At 60.2% G+C, this 25,612-nt stretch carries 22 protein-coding genes and 1 riboswitch; of the genes, 7 read left to right on the top strand and 15 right to left on the bottom strand.

The features are described from left to right. Positions 1-56 precede the first annotated feature (56 nt). Positions 57-803 carry an RsiV family protein gene (locus ACWR1S_RS03580; protein WP_454562445.1) on the top strand — a complete coding sequence of 249 codons (747 nt, stop codon included), beginning with the start codon at positions 57-59 and terminating at the stop codon, positions 801-803. On the opposite strand, the gene cytX is transcribed toward ACWR1S_RS03580, so the two are convergent. After that, positions 772-2,064, bottom strand: a complete 1,293-nt coding sequence (cytX, locus tag ACWR1S_RS03575) for a putative hydroxymethylpyrimidine transporter CytX (protein WP_454562444.1) — start codon at positions 2,062-2,064, stop codon at positions 772-774. The genes ACWR1S_RS03580 and cytX overlap by 32 nt on opposite strands. 145 nt (positions 2,065-2,209) lie before the next feature. Next, positions 2,210-4,099, bottom strand: coding sequence for a phosphomethylpyrimidine synthase ThiC (thiC, locus tag ACWR1S_RS03570; RefSeq protein ID WP_454562443.1), 1,890 nt, complete (start codon positions 4,097-4,099; stop codon positions 2,210-2,212). A gap of 146 nt (positions 4,100-4,245) precedes the next feature. Then, a riboswitch (TPP riboswitch) is annotated at positions 4,246-4,351 on the bottom strand. A gap of 206 nt (positions 4,352-4,557) precedes the next feature. Here thiC and ACWR1S_RS03565 point away from each other — a divergent pair. Then, entirely contained in the window at positions 4,558-5,991 is a 1,434-nt protein-coding gene (locus tag ACWR1S_RS03565) for a TolC family outer membrane protein (RefSeq protein ID WP_454562442.1), read from the top strand. Between the two features lie 91 nt (positions 5,992-6,082). Here the strand turns inward: ACWR1S_RS03565 and waaA are convergent, their stop codons facing one another. Then, positions 6,083-7,357 (bottom strand): lipid IV(A) 3-deoxy-D-manno-octulosonic acid transferase, encoded by a 1,275-nt coding sequence (gene waaA, locus ACWR1S_RS03560; protein WP_454562441.1) that lies wholly within the window; start codon positions 7,355-7,357, stop codon positions 6,083-6,085. A gap of 11 nt (positions 7,358-7,368) precedes the next feature. Then, positions 7,369-8,271 carry a LysR family transcriptional regulator gene (locus ACWR1S_RS03555; protein WP_454562474.1) on the bottom strand — a complete coding sequence of 301 codons (903 nt, stop codon included), beginning with the start codon at positions 8,269-8,271 and terminating at the stop codon, positions 7,369-7,371. 104 nt (positions 8,272-8,375) lie between these two features. Here ACWR1S_RS03555 and ACWR1S_RS03550 point away from each other — a divergent pair, with 104 nt between their 5' ends. The 4 genes from ACWR1S_RS03550 (at position 8,376) to ACWR1S_RS03535 (ending at position 11,884) form a co-directional block, all read left to right on the top strand. Then, positions 8,376-8,708 (top strand): DMT family transporter, encoded by a 333-nt coding sequence (locus tag ACWR1S_RS03550; protein ID WP_007915730.1) that lies wholly within the window; start codon positions 8,376-8,378, stop codon positions 8,706-8,708. 197 nt (positions 8,709-8,905) lie between these two features. After that, positions 8,906-10,081 (top strand): NAD(P)/FAD-dependent oxidoreductase, encoded by a 1,176-nt coding sequence (locus ACWR1S_RS03545; RefSeq protein ID WP_454562440.1) that lies wholly within the window; start codon positions 8,906-8,908, stop codon positions 10,079-10,081. Beyond that, positions 10,078-10,890 (top strand): aldo/keto reductase, encoded by an 813-nt coding sequence (locus ACWR1S_RS03540; protein WP_454562439.1) that lies wholly within the window; start codon positions 10,078-10,080, stop codon positions 10,888-10,890. The genes ACWR1S_RS03545 and ACWR1S_RS03540 overlap by 4 nt, the downstream gene beginning before the upstream one ends. Before the next feature lie 31 nt (positions 10,891-10,921). Beyond that, complete coding sequence (locus tag ACWR1S_RS03535; protein ID WP_454562438.1) at positions 10,922-11,884, top strand: metal ABC transporter ATPase; 963 nt, start codon at positions 10,922-10,924, stop codon at positions 11,882-11,884. A 4-nt stretch (positions 11,885-11,888) separates the two neighbouring features. Here ACWR1S_RS03535 and ACWR1S_RS03530 read toward each other — a convergent pair whose 3' ends face one another. The 7 genes from ACWR1S_RS03530 to msbA all read right to left on the bottom strand — a co-directional run bounded on the left by ACWR1S_RS03530 (position 11,889) and on the right by msbA (position 20,147). Then, complete coding sequence (locus ACWR1S_RS03530; RefSeq protein WP_454562437.1) at positions 11,889-12,689, bottom strand: hypothetical protein; 801 nt, start codon at positions 12,687-12,689, stop codon at positions 11,889-11,891. 58 nt (positions 12,690-12,747) lie between these two features. Continuing rightward, positions 12,748-13,434 (bottom strand): hypothetical protein, encoded by a 687-nt coding sequence (locus ACWR1S_RS03525; protein WP_454562436.1) that lies wholly within the window; start codon positions 13,432-13,434, stop codon positions 12,748-12,750. Next, positions 13,435-14,409, bottom strand: coding sequence for a glycosyltransferase family protein (locus ACWR1S_RS03520; protein ID WP_454562435.1), 975 nt, complete (start codon positions 14,407-14,409; stop codon positions 13,435-13,437). Between the two features lie 130 nt (positions 14,410-14,539). Beyond that, a complete protein-coding gene (gene hldE, locus ACWR1S_RS03515; protein WP_038360264.1) occupies positions 14,540-15,961 on the bottom strand; it encodes a bifunctional D-glycero-beta-D-manno-heptose-7-phosphate kinase/D-glycero-beta-D-manno-heptose 1-phosphate adenylyltransferase HldE in 1,422 nt (473 codons plus the stop codon). A 64-nt stretch (positions 15,962-16,025) separates the two neighbouring features. Continuing rightward, positions 16,026-17,426: a PIG-L deacetylase family protein gene (locus tag ACWR1S_RS03510; RefSeq protein WP_454562434.1), complete on the bottom strand. Its 1,401-nt coding sequence runs from the start codon at positions 17,424-17,426 to the stop codon at positions 16,026-16,028. Positions 17,427-17,430: 4 nt separating this feature from the next. Further along, a complete protein-coding gene (locus tag ACWR1S_RS03505) occupies positions 17,431-18,327 on the bottom strand; it encodes a GNAT family N-acetyltransferase (protein WP_454562433.1) in 897 nt (298 codons plus the stop codon). Beyond that, positions 18,321-20,147: a lipid A export permease/ATP-binding protein MsbA gene (gene msbA, locus ACWR1S_RS03500; protein ID WP_454562432.1), complete on the bottom strand. Its 1,827-nt coding sequence runs from the start codon at positions 20,145-20,147 to the stop codon at positions 18,321-18,323. The genes ACWR1S_RS03505 and msbA overlap by 7 nt, the downstream gene beginning before the upstream one ends. A 125-nt stretch (positions 20,148-20,272) precedes the next feature. On the opposite strand from msbA, the gene ACWR1S_RS03495 reads away from it, so the two are divergent. Then, complete coding sequence (locus ACWR1S_RS03495; RefSeq protein ID WP_454562431.1) at positions 20,273-20,926, top strand: toluene tolerance protein; 654 nt, start codon at positions 20,273-20,275, stop codon at positions 20,924-20,926. A 3-nt stretch (positions 20,927-20,929) separates the two neighbouring features. Here the strand turns inward: ACWR1S_RS03495 and ACWR1S_RS03490 are convergent, their stop codons facing one another. From ACWR1S_RS03490 to ACWR1S_RS03475, 4 genes are all read right to left on the bottom strand, one after another. After that, positions 20,930-22,369, bottom strand: a complete 1,440-nt coding sequence (locus ACWR1S_RS03490) for a hypothetical protein (RefSeq protein ID WP_454562430.1) — start codon at positions 22,367-22,369, stop codon at positions 20,930-20,932. A 73-nt stretch (positions 22,370-22,442) separates the two neighbouring features. Next, entirely contained in the window at positions 22,443-23,351 is a 909-nt protein-coding gene (locus tag ACWR1S_RS03485) for a glycosyltransferase family 2 protein (protein WP_454562429.1), read from the bottom strand. Next, positions 23,344-25,098 carry a carbamoyltransferase family protein gene (locus ACWR1S_RS03480; protein ID WP_077570529.1) on the bottom strand — a complete coding sequence of 585 codons (1,755 nt, stop codon included), beginning with the start codon at positions 25,096-25,098 and terminating at the stop codon, positions 23,344-23,346. The genes ACWR1S_RS03485 and ACWR1S_RS03480 overlap by 8 nt, the downstream gene beginning before the upstream one ends. A gap of 171 nt (positions 25,099-25,269) precedes the next feature. Then, positions 25,270-25,605 (bottom strand): YceK/YidQ family lipoprotein, encoded by a 336-nt coding sequence (locus ACWR1S_RS03475; RefSeq protein ID WP_454562428.1) that lies wholly within the window; start codon positions 25,603-25,605, stop codon positions 25,270-25,272. Positions 25,606-25,612 lie beyond the last annotated feature (7 nt).

The following is a 25,612-nucleotide window of genomic DNA, read 5'->3' as shown; positions in this document are numbered from 1 at the left end:
CTGCGAGAGTCGAAGCGGATATCTTTTTGCCTTCCCCTGCTTTCGAAAGGACGCCCATGTCGCTTTTCAAAATTGCCTCCGTGGCCGCCATCGCCCTGACTCTGGGCGCGTGCGCCAGCCTGTTCCAGCCCAATTACCGCACGCCGCTGGAAACCACCCGCGATGCATCGGAAACCCTGAAACCCGGTTGTTCCAACCCTGATTGCCCGCTGGTGAACATCGACACCCTGCGCTTCCCGGCCGAACCTGCGCTGGACGGCATTATCGAAAAACGCCTGCTGCAAATGACCCGCACCGAGAAGAACGCCCCGGTGGCGCCAACCCTGGCGGCCTATCGCGAGCAGTTTCTGGCCAGTGCCGGTCCGCGCAACAGCAGCTACCTGCAGGCGAAAGTACGCGAGCAGCATGACGGCTTGGTGATCATCGAGGTGTCGAGCTACCTCGACACTGGCGGTGCGCATGGCACCCCGGGTCGCGGTTTCATCAACTATTCGCGCCAGCAGCACAAAGTACTGAACCTGTCCGACATGCTCGTGCCGGGTCAGGAAGAGGCGTTCTGGAAGGCAGCGCAGGTGGCGCACAACAGTTGGTTGATCAGCACCAAGCTCGATCAGGAAGCGGACTTTGTGAAGAGCTGGCCGTTCGTGAAAACCCCGAACGTGGCGCTGACCTATGGCGGCGTGATCCTCAAGTACGACGTGAGCACCATTGCGCCTTACGCGCTGGGCCACGTCGAACTGAAGATTCCTTACCCGCGCCTGAACGGCATTCTCAAGCCTGAGCTGTTTCCCGGCCGTAACTGAAGGCCCGACCGAGCACTAGCTGCAACAGCCCTGCCAGCACCAGCGCCGGCAGGGTTGCGCCGACATCCGGATACAGATTCGCCAGCAAATGGTAGGTGCTCACGCCACCCAGCCACGCCAACAACGCCGGCCAGCGCAACGCGGCTGACGCGACCTGAGCACTGCGCTTGCGCAGGATGAAGTGATCCACCAGCACCACGCCGAACAGCGGCGCAAACACCGAACCGATCAACAGCAGGAAGTTCTGGTACTGCGCCAACGGCGCCAGCAGTGCGATCAGCGTGCAGATCACGCCGATGGCCAAGGCCAGATGCTCGACTTTCAGGCGCAACAGAATCCCGCTGGACACCGCCGCCGAGTGAATATCGGCGAAGGCGTTTTCCGACTCATCGAGCAGAATCAGCAGCAAAGGAATGCCCAGTCCGGCGCCGGCGAGTGCCAGCAGCAACGCGTTGACTTCACCGCTCGGCGCGAAGGCCAGGGTGTAGGCGACGCCGAGGCTCATCAGCCAGAAGTTACCGATAAAGAAACCGACCGCCGTGCCACCGAAAACGTTCTTCGCACGCTTGCCGAATCGTGAGTAATCGGCGATCAGCGGCAGCCACGACAACGGCATCGCAATAGCGATGTCGAAGCCCACGGCGAACGGCATCGAACCGTCACCGGCGCGCGACCAGAGATCGGCCAGATCGGCTTTGGCGAACAGGTTCCAGGTCAGCCAGAGGCACGCCGCCAGCAGCAGCCAGATGCCCCACTTGCGCAGGATCTGTCGCACGAAGGTCAACGGCCCGCTGACCGCAAGCAGAGTCGCCAGGGCGCCGAAAAACAGCGTCCACAACATCGGGTTCGACCACAGCGAACCTTCGCTGAACGCACGGGTGCCGAGCAGGCTCGCGGCGTCGCGCATGACGATGATTTCGAAAGAGCCCCAACCGATCAGTTGCAGCAGGTTGAGCAGCGCCGGCAGGCTCGCGCCTTTGCTGCCGAGGCTGAGTTTGAGGGCAGCCATCGACGACAGGCCGGTGTCGCTGCCGATCACGCCGACGGCGGCCAGCAACAGTACGCCGACCAGCGTGCCAAGGAAAATCGCTAGCAGCGAACCGGACAGGCCGAGGCCTGGCGCGAGTAATGCGCCTGTCTGCAAAACCATCAGGCCGATACCGAGGGAGAACCACAGGGAAAACAGATCGCGACCGCCGAACACACGCTTGTCGGCGGGTACGACGAGATCGGGGGAATAGGTGCTGGGTTGAATGCTCAAGGGTGTTATCTCAGAGGGACATTTGTTGTTGTGTGATCGTTCCCACGCTCTGCGTGGGAATGCCTCTAGGGACGCTCCGCGTCCAGTGACGCGGAGCGTCACGGGCTGCATTCCCACGCGGAGCGTGGGAACGATCAGTACGGGGTCAAACTTTTTTGTACAGCTGACTGCCTTCCTTCTTGAACCGCTCGGCCTGTTCTGCCAGGCCCTTGGCGACGTCCACGTCGACCGCGTCGATCCGCTGGTTGGCCGCGTATTCGCGGACTTCCTGAGTGATCTTCATCGAGCAGAATTTCGGCCCGCACATCGAACAGAAGTGCGCGACCTTCGCCGAATCCTTCGGCAGGGTTTCATCGTGATACGAACGCGCGGTGTCCGGATCAAGTCCCAGGTTGAACTGGTCTTCCCAACGGAATTCGAAACGCGCCTTGCTCAAGGCGTTGTCGCGAATCTGCGCGCCCGGATGCCCTTTGGCCAAGTCCGCCGCATGCGCCGCGATCTTGTAGGTGATGATCCCGGTCTTCACGTCATCCTTGTTCGGCAGGCCCAAGTGCTCCTTCGGCGTCACGTAGCAGAGCATCGCGCAACCGAACCAGCCGATCATCGCCGCACCGATACCCGAGGTGATGTGGTCGTAGCCCGGCGCGATGTCGGTGGTCAGTGGGCCGAGGGTGTAGAACGGCGCCTCGTCGCAGCACTCCAACTGCTTGTCCATGTTCTCTTTGATCAACTGCATCGGCACATGGCCCGGGCCTTCGATCATGGTTTGCACGTCGTGCTTCCAGGCGATCTTGGTCAGTTCGCCCAAGGTTTCCAGTTCGCCGAATTGCGCGGCATCGTTGGCGTCGGCAATCGACCCCGGACGCAAGCCATCACCCAGCGAGAAGCTGACGTCATAGGCTTTCATGATTTCGCAGATTTCTTCGAAATGCGTATAGGCGAAGTTTTCCTTGTGATGCGCCAGGCACCACTTGGCCATGATCGAACCACCACGGGACACGATACCGGTCACGCGTTTGGCGGTCAGCGGCACGTAGCGCAGCAATACGCCGGCGTGAATGGTGAAGTAGTCGACGCCCTGCTCGGCCTGCTCGATCAGCGTGTCGCGGAACAGCTCCCAGGTCAGGTCTTCGGCCGCGCCGCCGACTTTTTCCAGCGCCTGGTAGATCGGCACCGTGCCGATCGGCACCGGCGAATTGCGGATGATCCACTCGCGGGTTTCGTGAATGTGTTTGCCGGTGGACAAGTCCATGATGTTGTCCGCGCCCCAGCGAATACCCCAGGTCAGTTTCGCCACTTCTTCTTCGATGGACGAACCCAAAGCACTGTTGCCGATATTGCCGTTGATCTTCACCAGGAAGTTACGGCCGATGATCATCGGTTCCAGTTCGGTGTGGTTGATGTTGGCCGGAATGATTGCGCGGCCACGGGCGATCTCTTCACGGACAAATTCAGGGGTGATGATTTTCGGCACGCTGGCGCCGAAGCTGTGACCCGGGTGTTGCTGGTCCAGCAGGCCGGCGGCGCGGGCCACCTCAAGCTTCATGTTTTCGCGGATGGCAACGAATTCCATCTCGGGCGTGATGATGCCCTGACGCGCGTAGTGCATCTGCGTGACATTGCCACCGGCCTTGGCGCGGCGCGGGTTGTTGACGTGGGCAAAGCGCAGTTTGGTCAGTTCCGGATCGGCGAGGCGCTCGCGGCCGAAGTTGGAGCTCAGGCCAGCCAGACGCTCGGTGTCGCCACGGTCGTCGATCCACGCCGAACGCACATCAGCGAGGCCTTTGCGCACGTCGATCACCACGTTCGGATCGGTGTACGGGCCCGAGGTGTCGTAGACGGTCACCGGCGCGTTGATTTCGCCGCCGAAGTCGGTCGGCGTCACATCGAGGGTGATTTCGCGCATCGGCACGAGGATGTCCGGGCGGGAGCCCTGAACGTAGACTTTTTGCGAACGGGTGAACGGCTTGACCGATTGCTCGTCGACCTTGGCCGAGTCACTCAGGTTGATCGCGTTTTTTGATTTTGTAGTCATCACGGGCTCTCCAGACAGCATCCAGGCAGTGGATTGTCGGAGCAGAACCTGAAAGGCACGGACGCACCAGGACCGGTGCTGTGCATCGTCGTCGAGCGTTCGATTGTCGAACAATATCCCGGACGAAGCACAAGAGGACTCGCCGGGTGACGAGAAATCTTGTTCCCTACGCAGGCGCTAACCTGATCAGGTTCAACGGGATCCGAAATTATTCGATCTCAGCCTCATAGCAAGGCACCCCGACAAGAACCCGGCCAGTCTAGACACAACCGGCAAAGAACGCCAACACCGCGGCAATCACCATGATGAATGGCATAAATACAGGGGCTTGGCCGATTGTTGTGAGGCAAATGCGCAACTACACTCGCTTTGCCCCGCCACGCCTTGACGCTGTGGGGCCTGCGCCTTACCTTTGGCGCCCGGATTACTTCCATAATATTAATGCTAGGGATCGCCTCATGCTGCGCAAACTCTCACTGGCTGTTGCCGTGTCTTGTGCGTCCAACGCAATGGCCTGGGCAGCAGAAGCGCCCTTGTCGACCAAAACCGATCTGGTCAGCGTCTATCAGGAGGCGGTCGACAACAACGCCGATCTGGCCGCCGCCCGCGCGCAGTACGGCGCACAGAAAGAAGTGGTGCCACAGGCCCGCGCCGGGCTGTTGCCGAATCTGTCCGGCGGTGCCGAGACCGCCAACGTGCGCACCTCGATCGACCAGCCTTCGGCCGTGGCCAACCGCAGCGCCCATTCGTATCAGGCGACCCTCGCCCAACCGTTGTTCCGCGCCGATCGCTGGTTCCAGTACCAAGCAGCCAAGGACGTCAACGAGCAAGCTGCGCTGCAACTCTCGGCGACCGAACAGAACCTGATCCTGCAATCGGCGGAAGATTACTTCAACGTCCTGCGCAGCCAGGACAACCTGGCCTCGACCAAGGCTGAAGAAGCGGCGTTCAAGCGCCAGCTCGATCAGTCCAACGAGCGCTTCGATGTCGGCCTGTCGGACAAGACCGACGTGCTGCAATCGCAAGCCAGTTATGACACCGCGCGGGCTAACCGGATTGTCGCCCAGCGTCAGGTTGATGATGCGTTCGAAGCGCTGATCACCCTGACCAACCGTCAGTACAACTCGATTCAGGGCATCGTTCATACATTGCCGATCCTGCCGCCAGCGCCGAACGACGCCAAGGCCTGGGTCGACACAGCGGCGAAACAGAACCTCAATCTGCTGGCCAGTAACTTCGCCGTCAGCTCGGCCGAAGAAACGTTGAAACAGCGTAAATCCGGCCACTTGCCGACCCTTGACGCCGTAGCGAAATACGAAAAGGGTGACAACGATGCGCTCGGATTTGCCAACCCGAACTCGTTCGGCACGCCTTATCACGGCAACGTCGAACAGAGTACGGTCGGCCTGCAACTGAACATCCCGATCTACAGCGGCGGGCTGACCAGCTCGCAAGTGCGCCAGTCGTACGAGCAACTGAATCAGAGCGAACAACAGCGCGAATCGCTGCGTCGGCAGATCGTCGAAAGCACCCGCAACCTTCATCGCGCGGTGAACACCGACGTCGAGCAGGTGCAGGCGCGTCGTCAGTCGATCATTTCCAACCAGAGCGCAGTGGAAGCCACGGAAATCGGTTATCAGGTCGGTACGCGCAACATCGTTGACGTGCTCGATGCGCAGCGTCAGCTGTACACCTCGGTGCGCAATTACAACAACACGCGTTATGACTACATTCTCGACAACCTGCGCTTGAAGCAGGCGGCGGGGACGTTGAATCCGGGGGATCTGGAAGATCTGCGGCGTTATCTGAAAGCCGACTACAACCCGGACAAGGATTTCCTCCCGCCGGATCTGGCCAAGGCTGCCGAAGCACAGCTCAAGGCCCGGCCTTAAGCCTTAAAAACAAAAGATCGCAGCGTGCCGCAGCGCCTACAGGAAAATACATTCCAATGCAGGAGCTGCGGCACGCTGCGATCTTTTTGCTTTACTTGATCAATCTGCCCAAACCATCCAGCAAACGCTGCAACGCGCCCTGGTTGCGGCGCATTACCGCCAGCCCCGCCTCCGCCATGCGCTGCGCATCGCGCGGCAACTCGAACAAGCGCTGCACTTCCACCGCCAGCCCTTCGGCATCATCCACTTCAGCCAACGCCCCGGCTTCACGCAATTGCGCGGCGATGTCGAGGAAGTTGAACAGGTGCGGGCCGCTGATCACTGGTTTGGCCAAGGCTGCCGGCTCCAGCAGATTGTGTCCGCCGTTGGCCACCAGGCTGCCGCCGACAAACGCGCTGTCCGCCAAGGCATAAAGAAACAGCAACTCGCCCATCGTGTCGCCGAGCAGCACCGACGTCTGCGCATCGACATTGGCCCCAGTCGAACGCCGAACCGTGGCGAAGCCTTCGCGCTGGCACAGTTCGAACACCGAGTTGAAACGTTCCGGGTGACGCGGCACCAGAATCAGCAACGCATCCGGGTGATTGGCCAGCAAGCGCCGATGGGCATTGAGCACCACTTCATCTTCGCCTTCGTGGGTACTGGCGGCGATCCACACTGGACGTTCCAGCGCCTGCCATTGGCCGCGCAGATCAGCGGCGCGTTGCAGCAGTTGTGGGTCGATGGTCAGGTCGAACTTGATCGAGCCAGTGACTTCGACCGTTTCCGGGCGCGCGCCGAGATTACGGAAGCGCTGGGCTTCAGCTTCGGTCTGCACGGCGAAAAAACTCATCTCGGCGAGCATTGGTGTGGTCAGCTTGCTGAAGCGCCCATAACCGCGTGCCGAGCGCTCGGACAAGCGCCCGTTGGCCAGCGCCACCGGAATCCCGCGCTTGGCGCACTGATGAATATGGTTAGGCCACAGTTCGGTTTCCATGATTACCGCGAGCTTCGGCTGCACGCGATCAAGAAACCGCGCCGCCGCACACGACAAGTCATACGGCAGATAGCAGTGCTGGATGCGCGGTTCGTTGGCGAACAGCGCCTGAATTCGCTCCGAACCGGTCGGGGTCATGCAGGTCACGGTGATCGGCAACTGTGGATAACGTTGCAACAAAGCGCGGATCATCGGCGCGGCGGCGATGCTTTCGCCCACCGACACCGCATGCACCCAGATGCCGCCGGGTTGCAGTGTCGGCATGCTGTAGGAGAAACGTTCGCCAATCCGCTTGGCGTACGCCGGCGCCTTGCGTGCGCGCAGCCACAGCCGAATCGCCACCAATGGCAGCCCCAGGTAAAACAGCACGGTGTAGAGAGTTCTATTCATGGCGGCGGAGTTTATCGACTTTTGTCGCCGATCGCCCGCAAGTGCACGGCAAAACGTTCGGCCAGCCAGCGCGCGGCCGGGCCGAGGGGTTCGTCGCGGCGCCAGACCAGCTCGACCACCAGCGCTGGCGGGGTCCATTCACTGTCGAGTTCGACCATCAAACCCTGATACGCCGAGTACTGCACCACATGCCGGGGCAACCAGGCCCAGCCGAGGTCGCGCACCAGCCATTCGGACATCACGTAGAAACTGTCAGCGCGCCACACCTGCGGGCTGGCCGGCTCGTTGCCGGGATAGACACTGGTTTGCGTCGACATCAGCAATTGCCGATGTTGTGCCAGTTGCTGGCAGGTCACGTAGGACTGCGCCGCCAGCGGATGATTGACGCCGCAGACCGTGACCATTTCCACACTGCCCAGCACGCGGCGTTCCAGTGCTTCGGGGATTTCATCGTGATAGAACAACAGGCCGAGATCGGCACGGCGCTCCACCAGTTTGCGCGAGACTTCACCTTGCGCGGCGCTGGTCAATTGCACTTCCAGGCTGGGGAATTGCTCGGCCAGTTCACCGAAACTTTCCACCAGCGCCTGATACGGCATCGCCTCATCCTGGGCCACGCGCAGCTGCGCTTCCTGGCCGCGCATCATCGCCATCGCCCGGCCATTCAGACGCTCGCATTGGCGCAGGACTTCACGTGCCTCTTCCAACAGCGCTTCGCCCGCCTCGGTGAGCGTTGGCTGACGGCCGCTGCTACGCTCGAACAGGCTGACGCCCAAGTCATCTTCGAGCATGGCAATCGCGCTGCTGATCGCCGACTGCGCTTTACGCTGCTGGCGCGCCACGGCGGAAAACGAGCGATGTTCGGCGACGTCGACAAACACCCGAAGTTGATCCAGATTCCACTGCATGCTGATTCACCGACCCATCTCTTTAACAGATAGGTAATGACTTTACCCCATCTGGCGAATCACTAGAATGCCGCCTCAGCAAGCAACGTTTCACATTGAGGATTTGAACCATGAACGCCTACGCCTACCTGGCCATTGCCATCTGCGCCGAAGTGATCGCCACCGTGTCGATGAAAGCGGTCAAAGGCATCAGCACACCACTGCCATTGGTGCTGGTCATCGTCGGCTACGCGATCGCGTTCTGGATGTTGACCCTGGTGGTGCGCACCGTTCCGGTTGGCGTCGCCTATGCGGTTTGGGCGGGTATGGGGATTGTGATGGTCAGCGTGGCGGCGCTGTTCATCTACGGGCAGAAGCTGGATATCCCGGCGATGCTGGGGATGGCATTGATCGTGCTGGGCGTCGTCGTAATCCAGCTGTTCTCCAAGACCGCCGGCCATTAACGACAAACACATCCCCTGTAGGAGTGAGCCTGCTCGCGATAGCTATGTATCAGACAACATAACTGTTGAATGAAAGACCGCTATCGCGAGCAGGCTCACTCCTACAGGTTTTGTATTCCACGTGTTGATCATCGACAAATCCCGCGCTTTCCCGAGTCTGTATACTGCGCCCTCGTCTTGAACACTGAGGTCGCTGCATGCCATCCGTTATTTCCACCGACGTTCTGATTGTCGGCGCTGGTGTCGCCGGCCTCTGGCTGAATGCGCGTCTGCGCCGTCAGGGTTTTTCGACCGTGCTGGTGGAAAGCGCCAGCCTCGGCGGCGGGCAGAGTGTGAAGTCCCAGGGCATCATCCACGGCGGCGCCAAATACGCGTTGCACGGTGCATTGACCGGTGCCTCGGAAGCCATCGCCGACATGCCGCGGCGCTGGCGTGAAGCGCTGGCCGGCAATGGCGAGCTGGATCTGTCCGGCGTGCGCCTGCTCTCCGAAGCTCACTATCTATGGTCGCCCGGCACCCTCGCCGGCAACCTCACCAGTTTTTTCGCCAGTAAAGCCGTGCGCGGCCGGGTCGATCAGGTCAAGGGTGAGCAGCTGCCGCCCGCCCTGCAAGACAAGCGCTTCAAGGGCAAGGTCTACCGACTCGCCGAACTCGTTGTGGATGTGCCGAGCCTGATTCAGCGTCTGGCCGAGCTGGCCGGCGATGGCCTGCTCGCCGGGCAAACCATCGAGCCACTGCTGGAAGCCGGCGTGCTGGTCGGCCTGAAAGTCGATGGCCGCGAAATTCGCGCCCAGCGCATCGTCCTCAGCGCCGGCGCGGGTACGGCGCAACTGCTCGAAGACCTCGGCCTGAGCCAGCCGGCCATGCAACGTCGGCCGCTGCACATGATCATCGCCAAAGGCCCGGGCCTGAAACCGCTGTACGCCCACTGCCTGGGCGGCGGCACCAAACCGCGCATCACCGTGACCACGCACCCGGCCGCTGACGGTCAGTGGGTCTGGTACATGGGCGGCGACATCGCCGAAAGCGAAGGCGTAAACCGCGAGCCGGCCGAGCAGATCGCCACCGCGCAGAAAGAGATCGCGCAGTTGTTGCCGTGGATCGACCTCAGCACCACGCAATGGGCGACCCTGCGGGTTGACCGTGCCGAGCCGCTGCAAACCGGCTTCACGCGCCCGGACAACGCCTTCCTTGCCGAACAGGGCCGCTTGCTGGTCGGCTGGCCGACCAAACTGGCGCTGGCACCGGACTTCGCTGACCGGGTCATCGCCTCTCTCGAGCGCGACGGCATCCAGCCGCAAATCGCCGAGCCTTTGCCGGCCCTGCCAAAACCACCGATGGGCGTACCCGCCTGGGAGCAACTGCTGCCATGACCATTGCCAGCCTGCATGACTTCCACCGTCCGCTGGGCAGCACCGGCCTGATGGTTTCGCCACTGGGTCTGGGGACGGTCAAACTCGGCCGCGATCAAGGCGTGAAATACCCCAACGGTTTTCAGATTCCCGGCGACGACGAAGCACGCATGCTGCTGCGTCAGGCGCGGGAATTGGGCATCAACCTGATCGACACCGCCCCGGCTTATGGCCGCAGCGAAGAGCGCCTCGGCCCGTTGCTGCATGGCCAGCGTCAGGACTGGGTGATCGTCAGCAAGGTCGGCGAAGAATTTGCCGATGGTCTGTCGCGCCATGACTTCAGCGCAGCACACACACGGATGTCGGTGGAACGCAGCCTGCAACGTCTTGAAACCGATTTTATCGACCTGGTGCTGGTGCACTCCGACGGCAACGACATGGCGATCCTTGAACACGAAGAGGTTTACGCGACACTCGCGGCGCTCAAGGCCGAAGGCAAGATTCGCGGCTTCGGCTTCTCCGGCAAAACTGTCGAAGGTGGCCTCAAAGCACTGGAGCAAGGCGACTGCGCGATGGTCACCTACAATCTGAACGAACAAAACGAGAAAGCTGTCATTGACTATGCTGCTGCCCACGGCAAAGCCATTCTGGTGAAAAAAGCCTTGGCCAGCGGTCATGTTTGCCTGAGCCCGGGCGTCGATCCGGTGCGCGCCAGCTTCGAATTGCTGTTCGCGCAACCTGGCGTGGCCAGTGCTATTGTCGGGACGATCAATCCGCTGCACCTCGCCCACAACGTTGCGACCGTTGCCCAGGTCCTACGTGGTCACTGACGCCGCCTCGCGGCCTTAAGCAGGAGCCGATATGCCGCGCACGCTCATCAGAAAGAACCCGAGCAACTTCAAGACCCTGCCGCTGTTCGTCGAAGCTACCCCGGAAGGCCTGACTTACCAGAGCGTCGGCATGCCGCTGAACTTCACGCAGACCTTGCAGCGGCGCAAACCGGTGAGCGTGGCCGATACCGAGCGCTTCTCGCTGGAATTGGCCAACCTTGGTGTCTCAGTACGCCTGACCCTGCATTGGCAGAATCGCGACTATTGGGTGCTGGTGCGCCAGCGCCGACAGGATCGCGGCGACGTCGTGCTCAAGTTGATTTCCGGTTACGTGCCGGCCCACGAATTGAATATTCCGCTGCACACGGCCATTCAGGAAATTGCCGAAGAGTGTTTGCTCGAGACGCCAGAAGGCTGGCTCGGCGGACGCTTCAACGACACCTGGCTGCCTGCGCCCTACTCGGCGGCGTTGCACTACCGCGAGGCTCTGCCGTTTCGCCTGACCCCGTTGTCCGGCTCGGCGCGGCCTATACGCAGCGCCAATCTGCAGTTGCTCGAACGGCCAAGGGCTTATGTGCATCTCCCCACCGCATCACTGCAATTGATCTACGACTTGCGCCTGGACGTGCCCAAGGAAGCCAAATCCCTGAGCCTGTTCCACGTCGACGAGCGGCTGGAAGGTGATCAACTGGTTGCCCGACTTGATCGTAAACGCCCCGACCTGTACTTGATGCCACTCAAGGACGGCGCGCCACTGGCCGAGTTGTACACGCTCAAGCGCGACAAACTCATACCGGCCAGCACCCGAGGTCTGTATCTGGCCGAGAGCTTTGCCACCCAAACCGGCTGGGTCGTGCGCGAGGAGCGGATACGCTGGAAGGACTGGTTGGTGCAACAAGGCCTGCAACCGGCGAAAGCCCCGCGTCAGGGGTTCAAGCAGCTGAGTATCAAGGCGCTGCGATTAGTCGGGCTGGGTAAAAAAACCGCCAAATAGCGGTTTAGCGCCGGCGATCCCACCAGGTGCGCAACCCGGCGAAGAAATGGAAGTAGCGGTTTTCGCGCTTGCCCATGCCGCGCTTGGGCGAAAACGATTCTTCGGCAAAGGCACCGGTAATGCGCACCCGTGATGCCTGGGTCGGCAGCGTGCAGATTTTCGCATCGACCTGCTGCAGCGCATATTTGAGCAAGCGCTCGGAATGCAGCTTTCGGCCTGTCGCCTTGCAGAAATCGAAAATGCGCTCGATCCGCTTGCCGTACGCGACGTATGTATCGCGCCCGCAAATCGCAAACCGGTCGTTCAAGCCGCCCCACCACTGCCAGTCCGGAATATAAGCGTTGTGCTTGCGCACCTCAGGGTGAGCGAAGACATAGGCAGGCAATGCGCTGTGAAAGAAATTGTCCGGGCGCACGAACACGACGAAATCCGGATCGAAGGATTCGATCATCGTGGTCACGGTGTGCAGCGAGTTGAGCTGATAGATCAGATTGCGCAATGACGCATAGTCATCGGCCCAGGTATCGCCCTGCGCTTTGACCTGTTCGAAATCCCAGCGCTCCAGCACGCCCTCGGTCGAGGTCAGCGCGCCGGTCATCGACTCGAAGGGCTGGTAGTTGTCAGCGTTTAGCTCGCCTTTCTCGCCGGACCGCGTGTTCTGCACCTCATCGACTTTGTACAGATGGTAGAAGCACTTTACGTCGCTGCCCGCAGGCAGCTGCGCCAGAACGTTCTGTTCGATGGAGGGGAAACAGATCGGCGAATTTCTCGGAATTCCGAAAAAAGCCACGGCAATTTTCAACACTCAACAGCACCTTTTGAAAGTAGTTCGGGCCTGCCGGCAACCGGATGGACGACGTCGCTTACTTCTGCCGAAACAGCTTTTGCCACCAGCGCCGGAGTTGCAGCGGCACCACCATGATGTCCGATTGCTGCAGCCAGTCGCGCTCATAATCCCAGGCATGGCCGCCCCAGAGTTTTCCGGCTTCGTTGGAAAACCCCAGGGTCATGAGCTGATAGGTATAACCGGCATGACCGCGTAACCAGTCGAACAACACCAGCGTGTTGAAACCGGTGGAAGGTCCGACGTAGCGCTTGCCACCCGGGCGATCGACCGGGTAGTTCCACAGCGGCGGCAGTGGAATGCGATCCCAGTACATGGCCACACGTGGCAACGGACACATCGGTGCGGCGCAGCCCACCAGCATGCTGAAACAACGATCGCTCGCCTGCTCGAACATCCGCTGTACCGGCGGCGCGTAAGGCAGACCAAAAAAATACGCGTCCGGCGCGTTGTAGCCATGCACAAAGACGTTGACGCTGTTTTCGTTGAGCAGTGCCGCTTTGATACAGGTATTGAAGCTGACGACGACGTCATCGACGCCAATGTTCAGCGCCTGAAAGTCCGCCGCTGTGATAGCCGGATTGTTGGCAATCAACACGACCCGGGGCGCACGGCCCAGACAGTCGAGAAGCTCGGCAGGCAAAGCCTCCAGCACGGATTGATCACCACCGGGCAGCGCATCCAGCGCCATGTGTTCGTCCTTCATTTAAACCGGCACCTTCATCCCGTAACGCAGCTTGACCCAGAAGCGTGTAAACGCTGAAGGCGGCTGCCATGGGCGCATCTCACGCTGGATTTCCGTGGCCAGTGCCTGACCGACACGGGCAAAGGAATAGCGGCTTTGTGCGAATTCCTGGCCGTTGCGGGCAATGCGCTCTGCCAGTTCCGGATCGCTTTGCAGCAGTTTGATCTTCTCCACCGCCTCTTCTTCGCTGCGGTAGAACACGGTGTTGTGCATGTCTTCAAAACCGAGCAGGCGGTCTTCTTCGCCCTGGCTCCAGGCCAGTAGCACACAGCCGCAGGCCATGGCCTCATAGTTCTTGATCATGAACTCGTTCATGCCGATGTCGGCGCTGACGAAAATCCGGATGCGATTGAGCGTCTGCAGGTATTCCTCACCCGACTGGGTGCGGGTCACCAGCATCCCGGTACGCTTCGAGAGCGACTCGAGCATGGCTTTACGCTCGGCATATTCGGTGCTTTTCAGGCTGCCAAGAAAGCCGATGGGAATGTCCCGCTCAACACCGGTGTTGTGCAACATCTGCTCGTCATAGCCCTTGGAGACGAACACCGTGTCGATGCCCTCAGCCAGCATCTTGCGCGCGACCACGGCACCGGACACCAACGCCCGACAACTTGGCAAACGGCGGTAAAGTCGCGAATACACGCCTCGGTACTTACTCGCCGGCATGTAGTTCTGGTAGGCATCGTGCTCGAGGAACACCAGCCCGGGAATGCACTTGAGCACCTGCAGCTGAGTGGCCAGACGCTTGACCCGGGAGAAAATCACCACGCGATCGAAGGTCTGGTAGTCGACCGAGGCCAGAAACGACCCCAGATTCAACTGCTGCTGTTTGCTCAAACGATAGATGAAGCATTCATCACAGTTCTGCTGCACGATGTCGTAGAGCCGATCGAGAATGACCCGCTGCTCGTCCATCACCAGGAGCATGACTTTCATAGGCTAATTGACCACGCGACGTAGGCAGGCAAGCGCATCGGATTCAAAGCTGCCTACATCAACGGAAACGGTAAAATCCCCAAGGCAAAATCCGTTCACACGCAGTACACAACGGTAAAAATTCATCTGATCAACGACTGCGAATCTTCTCGACAATCGCCGTTGTCGAGCTGTTTTCCACAAGCCCCAACACCTTCACGGTGCCGCCATAAGCGCTGACGATATCGGCGCCGACCACCTGATCGATGCCGTAATCGCCGCCCTTGACCAGCACGTCCGGTTTGACCTCGCGCAGCAGGTTTTCCGGAGTGCCTTCAGGGAAACTGATCACCCAGTCCACCGCGCCGAGGCCGGCGAGAACCGCCATGCGTCGATCAACGCTGTTGATCGGACGGCCCGGGCCTTTGAGGCGGCTGACCGAAGCATCATCGTTGACCGCGACAATCAAACGATCGCCCTGTGCCCGCGCCTGCTCCAGGTAGGTCACATGACCGGCATGCAGGATGTCGAAGCAGCCGTTGGTGAAGACGATCCTTTCGTTGTGCGCGCGGGCATCGGCCACGGCGAGCAGCAACTGCTCCAGACCGAGCACACCACGCTCGGAACCTTCTTCACGCTGAATGGCGCGACGCAGTTCCGGGGCACTGATGGCGGCCGTACCGAGCTTGCCAACCACGATGCCGGCGGCCAGGTTGGCCAGCGCGACGGCATGGGGCAGGTCTTCACCGGCGGCAATCGCTGCAGCCAGGGTGGAGATCACCGTGTCGCCGGCACCCGTGACGTCGAACACTTCACGGGCACGGGCCGGCAGGTGCAGTGCCGGCTGGTCCGGACGCAACAGGGTCATGCCGTGTTCGCCACGTGTCACCAGCAGCGCACCGAGTTCGAGGTCGTGCATCAGGGCGGCGCCCTTGCTCACCAGCTCATGCTCATCGACACAACCACCGACGATGGCTTCGAATTCGCTGAGGTTCGGCGTGATCAGGCTGGCGCCGCGATAGATCGAGAAATCCTTGCCTTTCGGGTCGGCCAGCACCGGAATGTTCTTCGCGCGAGCGGCCTGGATCAGCGCCTGATGGTTTTTCAGGGCACCTTTACCGTAGTCGGAGAGCACCAGCACCTTGATGCCTTCGAGCAGGTCATCGACCTGCGAGCCAAGGGCCAGAGCGTCGGTGGCGAACGGTTCTTCAAAGTCGATACGCAGCAGTTGCTGGTGCCGGCTCATGACCCGCAGCTTGACGATGGTTGGCTGGTGCGCAATGCGCTGGAACAGAGCGCGTACGCCCGCGCCTTTGAGACTGTTGCTCAGGCTGTCGGCGGCTTCGTCGTCGCCGGTCACACCGACCAGCGACGCCGGCGCACCCAGCGCGGCAATGTTCAAGGCAACGTTCGCGGCACCGCCCGGACGATCTTCGATCTGCTCGACCTTAACGACCGGCACCGGCGCCTCAGGGGAAATCCGTGAGGTTCCGCCATGCCAGTAACGGTCGAGCATGACATCGCCGACTACCAAGACCGGGGCTTGATCGAAACGCGGCATGGACAACTTCATGGAGCAACCCACATACAAAATGAACAGGGGCGCGATATTAACACAGGGTAAAGCGCCGTCCGCCTCAATCTGAAAGGTCGCGTACCCAGAACAATTCATGACGCCGGACCGCCTTGCGGAAAAACTCGTTACTGCCCGTTTCAGGCCAGCGACGCCCCGCCAGCACCTGCTGGATCCAGCGGCGCAATTGTCGCTTGAATACCTGCCCACCCTGCAGATCGTGCTCCATGGCCAGCGCCATGGCTTTGTCCAGTTGCACCTGCGCCGATAACAGCGGACTCCATAGCCGGTCAGCCGGCAACGGCTCGATGGCGGGAGGCAGCGCAATACCGGCCCCGGCAGGGCCCATCGGCCAGCGGTCGTTGTCGTGCAGGTGATTGGCGTACATCAGCAGGGTTGTCGGCTTCCAGCTGCTCAGTTCGATAGCCTGAAGAAGCGCCTGGGTGGACGCCACATGATCACTGTGGGGATCAAGCTCTGGATGCGGAGTAACGACCACGTCTGGACGATAGTGCTCAAGCAGTGCAGTCAGGTCACCCAGCAGATTTTTCCAGGTTGGCTGCCCATCGGCGTCGGCGGGCAAGGTCAATGGATTGTGCCGGCGCACACTGCGCACGTCGCTTTCCTGCGACTCACGGGAACCGAAGGCCTCGGCAGGCGCTTCGGCCATCGAGGGCAGTTGCAGGCAGTAATAACCCAATTGCACACAGCGATCGGCAGGCACGCCTCCCCACAGAGGAATCACCAGACTGTCCCAGCTGCGTAAACGCCCCTTCAAGCGTGCCGCTGCGGCTTGATCAAGGCCCAGACGCTGAAAGTCTTCAGCCTCGATCTCGCCCTGGGTCAGGGTGACGATACTGACGTCTTGGCAACGGCTGTACAGGCCGAATGCGGCGAGTTCGGCGTCATCGGCATGGGGAGCGATGACCATTACCCGCTGGCGGCTGTAATCGGGATTGGCCATGACCCACAACACACCGGTCGCAGCCGGTACGCAATATCGGCCACGCAGGGCCAGAGCACCTTGCGCCAGCGCATCGGCCTGACCGGACAGGTTAAGGAAACGCCGGCCTTTGACGCCACGCTCGAAGTCCTGGCGATCATCGCCCACGTCAACATAGGGGTCGAGCCAGCGCCCCAGCCAAGTGGACTTCACTTCAAGCTCGAGTACCAATGTCTCGCCCTGAGCCAGCGGCTCGCTCAGGCGTACCACGCCACCCTCAAGACTCACACTCTGGCGGGCCGCTTGCGCTGGAAAGCTGTATTGATAGTCGTCAGAAGGCCGGTAGAACAGATGATCGGCGAACCAGGCCTCGTGTGCGATCCAGGCCAGCACCAGCAACAACGGCACCAGCCACCACGCAACCAGCCATCCGATCAGCAACAACCCCACCAGAAAGGCAATCAGGAACAGACGCTTGTTGCGTCGATGGGCCTTGAGAAGCTGTTGCTTGCGAGCGCTCATGGATTCAGACCTTGTAGACCGGCACCGTGTGGCACCAGCGATCCTTGTACTCACGGTCGGCACGACCGAATGAATAACGCAGAGGCTTGCCCAGCGTTTGCGCGTGCGCCCAGGCCTCTTGGGTATTGACGAAACTCAGCACACTGCCGGGGCTGAACTCGCGGCTCTGCGGGTCAACGCCACCGTTGATGTACTCCAGCGACACCCATTGCGGGGCCTCGACGCGGTACAGCACCTGAATGGCCACGGGTGCCGAATCGAGCATCGCCACCGAACCGGTCATGAATTCGCGCAGCAAGGTAAAGACCTCGACCAGCCCGGCCTTGCCCGGCACCTCGAAGCCCCAGCGACGCTGGAACAAATCACCGTAAGCGGCAGCCTGTTCCTGCGGGGTAAAGTCGGACATCGGCACCAGCGATCCGCCCGCCTCTTCCAGCAGGCGCTGCTCGCGACGCTGGTTGTAGCGGAACTTCTTCGAATACTCTTCCGGGAGCCGAGCCAGGGCCAGGCCCTCCGGTTGCGACTTCAACGTGCTGATCTGCTCGGCATTGAGCTGGGAGACATAAGCCATACGCTGGCGCACCGGTACGCTGACATCTGGCGCGATCGGCAGAATGATTTCCGCATTGCCCATGTCCAGCAAGCCACGCTTGCCCTCGCGCTTGAGCACTTCCTTGGACAAGGCGACATGCCGGCCCCAGCAAGGGATGGCGGCGAGTACATCACCGCCAACAATCCAGCCCAGGTAGCGCAATTCGATGCCTAGAAACGTCGACAAGCGCTCAACGACTTCGGGATGCGTGGCAAAGCTGCCGCCGAAACGCTGCCAGGCCCGGGCATAGCTGTCCCGGTCGATTTCGCTCCAGCCACGCTCGCGAAAGCTGCGAAACATCGTCAGCATACGTCGGTCGCGTGTGCCGGCTTAGGCTCGTCACCCTCTTCAAATTCTTTGGCATGCAGACGGGCGTAATAGCCGTTCTGCTCGAGCAATTGCGCGTGAGAGCCGCGCTCAACGATGCGCCCTTCATCCATGACCAGAATCAGGTCGGCTTTCTCGATGGTGCTCAAACGGTGGGCGATCACCAGGGTCGTGCGGTTTTTCACCACATGATCCAGTGCCGCCTGAATATGCCGCTCCGACTCGGTATCAAGCGCAGAAGTGGCCTCGTCGAGAATCAGCAGCGGCGCATCCTTGAGCAGTGCTCGCGCGATGGCGATGCGCTGACGCTGGCCGCCGGACAGCAGCACGCCGTTTTCGCCAACCATGGTTTCGTAACCCTGCGGCATCTTGATGATGAACTCATCGGCATACGCCTCTGTAGCCGCGCGCTTTACTTCATCGAACGGCGCGCCGGCCAGATCGCCGTAAGCGATGTTATTGGTCACCGTGTCGTTGAACAGCGTGACCTGCTGGGTCACCAGAGCAATCTGCCGACGCAGGCTGCGCAGGGTGAAATCCTGCACCTGCACGCCATCGAGCAGAATCTGGCCCTGAGCATGATCATGCTGATAAAAGCGCGGAATCAGGCTGGCGAGGGTCGACTTGCCGCTGCCCGAGCGGCCAACCAATGCGACCATTTGCCCCGGCTCGACGACGAAGCTGATGTCGTTGAGTACCGGTTTTTCGGTATCGGGATAGTGGAAGCTGAGGTTACGCACTTCCAGACGACCTTCGAGACGATCCTGCTCGACCGTGCCTTGATCCACTTCCGCCGGCTCATCCAGTTGCTCGAAAATGCTTTCGGCACCGGCCACGCCTTTCTGGATGGTCGAACTGACTTCCGACAATTGACGGATCGGCTTGGGCAGCAGGCCTGCCATGGTGATGTAGGCCACCAGATCGCCCGGCGATGCGTCGCCGCGCAGATACAGCACGAGGAACATGACCACGGCCATGGCGCTGTACGTCACCAGTTGCAACATCGGCGTGTAAACGGCGCCGGTCTTGGTCATCGTCAACTGCTTGTCGGTGTTGCTCTGGCTGGCATCGCGAAAGCGATCCCTTTCGTACTGCTCGCCGCCGAAGCTGCGCACAACGCGGTAGCCATGAATGGTCTCGGACGCAACGTGCGTGACGTTGCCCATCGAGACCTGGATCTTCTTGCTCTGCTTGCGGAATTTCTTGCTGGTGCTGTTCACCATCAGGCCGATCAACGGCAGGATGGCGACCATGACCAAGGTGAGCTTCCAGTTCATCCACAACAGCGTACAGAACAGGAAAATCACGGTCATGCCTTCACGGATGACGACTTTGATCGCATCCGTTGCGGCACCGGTGACCATCGTCACGTTGAAGGTGATGCGGGAAATCAGGTGGCCGGAATTGTTCTTGTCGAAGAAGCGATTGGGCAACTCCAGCAATTTGTTGAACAGCACTACCCGCAGGTCGTGCACCAGCCCCAGCGAAACCCGCGCCAGGAAGAAGTTGCCCAGGTACGAGCCCACGCCCTGCCATAGCGCGATGAAAACAATCATCAGTGGCACGGTTTCGAGCAACTGCAGCTTGCCCAGATAAGGGTTGCCCGGGAACAGACTGGCTTCAGGATTGGCCAGACCGTCGACAAAGTATTTGAGGATGTAAGCGAGCATCGGTTGAGTCGATGCGAAAATCAGAAACCCGACGATGCTGAGAAGGAAAAGGCCGGCATAAGGCCGCACGTAAGCCAAAAGGCGGAAATAGATCGCCAGCGTGGACTGGGCTTTCGGTTCAGGACTGCTCATGGTGATCCGCGCAATTCAGTGAGGCGCCGATGATATCACACGCGTTTTTGCCCCGATAAACATGACTTCAAGCCAGCCTTCGACCAAGTCGGTTAAGATACCCCGCTAATGATGGGGAGCCCGATATGCAATCGATTGATCAAAGCACTTACGAGGCACTGCGCAAAGGTGCACACGTACTGGAAGCCGACGGTTCCGGCGACAAGGTGCTCAGATTGGCCGATGGACGCATGCTCAAGCTGTTCCGCCGCAAGCGGCTGCTCAGTTCGGCGCTGTTCTACCCCTATGCACAACGCTTTGCCGACAACACCCGGGCACTCGAACAGCGCGGCATCCTCTGTCCGAAAGTCATCGCGGTCTATCGCATCCCGAGCATCGAGCGCGACGGCGTGTATTACAGCCCGCTGGAAGGCAATACGGTGCGTCAGTTGCAGAGCACTGGCGAAGAGGCTGACACGCTGAGATTCCAGCTGGGCGGGTACTTCGCCCTGCTGCACGAAAAAGGTGTGTACTTTCGGTCGCTGCACTTCGGCAATGTCGTGCTGACCCCCGACAACCGCCTGGGACTGATCGATATCGCCGACCTGCGCTGCCAGAAGCGCGCACTCAGTGACAGTAAACGCCTGCGCAACTTCGCTCACTTGCTGCGCTACAAGGAAGACCGGCAATGGCTGCTCGGCCAGGACGCCGGCAACACGTTTATCGAAGGCTACCGGCAGGCACTGCCGAGCAACCGACAAGCACCGCTGATCTCGCGCCTGCGACCGCTGCTCGGTTAAGCATCAGCGGCCGATGACCACCACAGTGGCACCTTTGCGATTGGCGAAATGCTCGATGATGCGCAACTTGTGCGCTGCCAGCCATTCGCTTAGCCACGGTTCGTCACCCTTGGCCTCGATGAGGAAGTACTGATAGTCGCCCGCGTGCGCTGTCGACATCGCTTCCTCAGCGGTCAGCACCGGCATCACATAGCCGCGACCGGCGTAATAACTGATCCGCCCGTCCTCGAAATAGGTCTTCGCCGTCGGTTCGACGTGAGTCGACATCCAGCGGCCAGCCTCGACGTAATGAGTCTTGCCGGCTCCAGTGGAGATGACGTTCGACAGCATTACCAACAACCCCAACACCACCAGCCACTTGCCGCAACGCGGGAACTCGCGGGCAAACGCCGCCAGCCCCATCGCCAGCACGGGTACAAACAACAGGTTCAGAAAGCTCAGGTAGCGCGTATTCATGAACTGCTGCTTGATGAAAAACAGCACCAGCACCACCAGATACAGCAGCGCCGCCCAGGCGAACGGGCGATAGTCACGCCAGTAGATACCGAGCACCCCCCAGTTGCGCCGCAGAATGAAAGGGACGGCAAAAGGCCCCATCAACTTCACGAAACTGATGGTCATGGTCGCCAGGATGCCGAAGAAAATGATCCGCCCGGCTTCATCCTGGGAGTACTTGTTGATAAGCGAATTGGCGAACTGATCGCACAGCATCTGAAACGCGGCAAACACACTGTGCGGCGCAATCATGTCCAGATACAGCATCACGCGTGCCGACATGAGCACACCTGACACCGAAACGACCAGCAGCCCCAAAACCGGTAGCAGCGCAAACTGAACGAACCGCATACGCCGGTTCGACGACCACAGGTTGGGCAACTGCCACAGCGCCAACGCCGGCACCAGCAGCAAGGCTTCGAGCCGAAACAAGGCTGCGGCGACGATGGCCAGATGAATGAATGCCGCCCGCAGCCAGCCGCCACAGGCTTGCCAGCGAAGCGCGAGCCAGAGCGTCAGTGTGCAGAAGAACCAGAAACCGCACTCACGGATGATGTCATTGCGAAAGGCATTGACCGCCGGCATTGCCAATACCACCAGGCACGCCCAACCGGCGAGTTGCGCAGATCGTTGACGTACGCAGTCCACCATCAGCGCGCTGGTGCCGGCAAAAAACAGACCGCACCAAAGATAGGCACTCAGTTCGAGCGGCAAATGCAGGACCGTGTGCGTACCCGCCAGAAGAAACGAAAACCATGGCCAGTCGAAAGTGGCCCACGCCACATTGGGCCCGTGTTCGGTGACCTGTTGCGCAATATCAATGTACAGCGCGGCATCACGCCCCACTGTCGCGGTGCCCAGGACGGCTATCAGCGACAGCAGCACACTGCCCAGAAACGCCAGCCAAACCGGGTATTCGTCGATGACTCTGGAGACTCGAGTTGCCACGCTACCGCCCGTACCTTTCACCCAGCCACCTCACCGACATCCGTTACAAGGCCCGCGAATTTCCGCGACCCGTTTACCGAAACAGCAACCGCAATGCCTTACGGGTGTAGGACCAGCGCGAAAACGTCCGCCAGTCCGCACGCAAGGCCTGAAAATAGAATGACTTGGCCAGTTTGTACTCGCCATGGGAATAACAGTCGCGAAACAACGACAGGCAACGCTGCGCTAAAAACGCCTGGCGCAAATCACCCATTTCCTCGGGCATCCGTTGACTGGAAAAAACTTCGCTGACGACCTGCTCGGTGCCGGCAGCAAGACTTTGGCGTAAATCATGGCGCATGCTGTCGGCGTGCTTGTAGATCAGCGCCAGAGGCTCATCCAGAACCGAGCAGGGGTAACGCGCCAGCACTTGGGCAAACACTGGCAGGTCTTCCACGTTGCGCAAATGTTCCGGGTAATTACCCTGAACGAACACATCGCGATGCATCGCGCAGGCACCGTTTGAAATCGATACCGTCTTGCTCAACAGGTAGCCCTGCAAGCGCTGCCGGGCCGTCGCAGGCAACGGCTTGGCCGCCTGCAAACTGCGTCGCCCGTCAGCGAACACCGACCAGTGCGCCCCGATCACCATCAGGCTGTGCGGATGACTGGCGATGTGCTGCGCAAGCGCTGCCAGCGCACCGGGAGCCATTTCATCATCAGAGTCGAGAAACACCAGATACCGTCCGGTTGTCTCTTCCAGCCCCCGATTGCGCACCGACGACAAGCCGCCATTGCTTTTGCGCAGCGCACGAAAACGCCCGCCATGCTTGAGCAGGAGCTTTTCCACCACCTCAGGCGTATCGTCCGTCGACCCATCGTCGATGACCAGCAGATCCGCCGTCGTCTCATCCAGCTGCGCCAACACCGACTCCACTGCACGTGGCAGGGTTCGCGCATAGTTGTAAACCGGAATGACGACGCTGATCAGTGTTTCAGTCAAGTTCGTATCCTTTCACACCCTCTTTTACGACCAGAATATCTTCCATGATCAGGTATTCCAGGTCAGAACCGAAAAACATGTTCAGTGCGTCGGTCGGCGAGCAGATCATCGGTTCGCCACGACGGTTGAGCGAGGTGTTCAGCGATACGCCGTTACCGGTCAGGTTTTCCAGCGCCTTCATCATGTCGTAGTAGCGCGGGTTGTATTCACGCTTGAGCACCTGAGCGCGAGAGGTGCCATCTTCGTGGACGACTTCCGGCACGCGGGTCTTCCACTCTTCTGCCACTTCGAACGTGAAGGTCATGAACGGCGCCGGGTGATCGATCTTGATCATCTGTGGCGCAACGGTGTCGAGCATCGACGGGCAGAAAGGCCTCCAGCGCTCGCGGAACTTGATCTGGTGGTTGATCCGGTCAGCCACACCCGCCACGCTCGGGCAACCGATGATCGAACGACCACCCAATGCACGCGGGCCAAATTCCATGCGCCCCTGGAACCAGGCCACCGGGTTGCCATCGACCATGATTTTGGCGATCTGCTCCGGCATGTTGTCGAGCTTGCGCCAGGTCGGCTTGCTCTCGTGACGGGCGCAGGCCGCGATGACGTCTTCGTTGCTGTACGACGGGCCAAGGTAGACGTGTTCCATCTTCTCGACCGGTACGCCACGGGCGTGGGACACGTAGGCAGCGGCACCGACCGCAGTACCGGCATCGCCGGACGCCGGCTGCACGAACAGCTCTTTGATGTCGTCGCGGGCGATGATTTTCTGGTTCAGTTTGACGTTCAACGCACAGCCACCGGCGAATGCCAGCTTGCCGGTTTCCTTGAGTACGTCGCCCAGATAGTGGTCGATCATCTGCAACGCCAGTTTCTCGAACAGCGCTTGCATGCTCGCCGCGTAGTGAATATACGGTTCGTCAGCGATGTCGCCTTCGCGCTTCGGCCCCAGCCACTCGATCAGCTTCGGCGAGAAGTAGAAGCCTTTACCCTTTTCTTTGTAGCGACGCAGGCCGATGACGTTGGCGTAATCGGTATTGATCACCAACTCACCGTTTTCGAACGAGGCCAGACGCGAGAAATCGTACTTGCTGGCATCGCCGTATGGCGCCATGCCCATGACCTTGAACTCACCGTCGAGCATCTCGAAACCGAGGAACTCGGTGATCGCGCCGTACAGACCGCCGAGGGAGTCCGGATCGAAGAATTCCTTGATCTTGTGGATCTTGCCGTTTTCGCCGTAGCCGAAAAAGGTCGTGGCGTACTCGCCCTTGCCGTCGATACCGAGGATCGCGGTTTTTTCTTTGAAACCCGAGCAGTGGTACGCACTGGAGGCGTGAGCCAAGTGGTGCTCGACCGGCTCGATCTTGATCTTTTTCGGATCGAAACCCAGTTGCTCCAGGCACCAGACAATCTTGTTGCGATAGCGTTTGTAGCGACGGTTGCCCATCAGGATCGCATCAAGGGCGCGATCCGGCGCGTACCAGTAACGCTTGGCGTAATGCCAGCGCGCCTTGCCGAACAGGCTGATCGGAGCGAACGGGATCGCTACCACGTCAACATCGGACGGCTTGATGCCGGCCTGTTCGAGACAGAACTTCGCCGATTCGTAGGGCATGCGGTTCTTTGCATGCTTATCGCGTACGAAGCGCTCTTCTTCAGCCGCCGCCACCAGCTTGCCGTCGATGTACAAGGCTGCTGAAGGATCATGGCTAAGGGCGCCGGACAGGCCAAGAATCGTCAATGCCACAGGGGTCTAGCCTCTTTAGTCTGCGTGCAGGCGCGATGCGCCTTGAAAATTGATGTGCCCTCGCACAGGGCGAGTGACAGCTAAAGGGCGGGATTATAGCGTAAACGAGTGGGGAATTACCCTGTGCGATTGCCCCAGGGTGAATGGTTTGGAGAAACCTTGCCCTGCGCCTCAATAACCGCCCTTGCGCCAGTAAATAGCAAGGTTACCGTCGGAGACCTGACGATAGACCGTATAGGGCAACGCTACTGTATCGAATACACCGGACAATGGCAGATCCAGCAGCACGAATGGCACAAGAAATCCGCTGGGATCCGGGGGGGCGTTCAACACACAGAAATCGAAGGCCAGACCGCTGTAAATCCGCGGTATCGATTGGCAATAGGTGTTTTGTTTGCGCATGTCCCGAGCGACGTCGGCATCGTCTTGCAATACGGTCAGGACGCTGCCGCAGCCCGCCAGAACCCATGAAAGTGCACCCAGCGTCACAGCGTTTTTGATGGTCAAGATTCGC

The sequence above is a fragment of the Pseudomonas sp. AIG genome (genome assembly GCF_977020205.1).
This window is presented reverse-complemented; position numbering and strand designations above follow the sequence as displayed.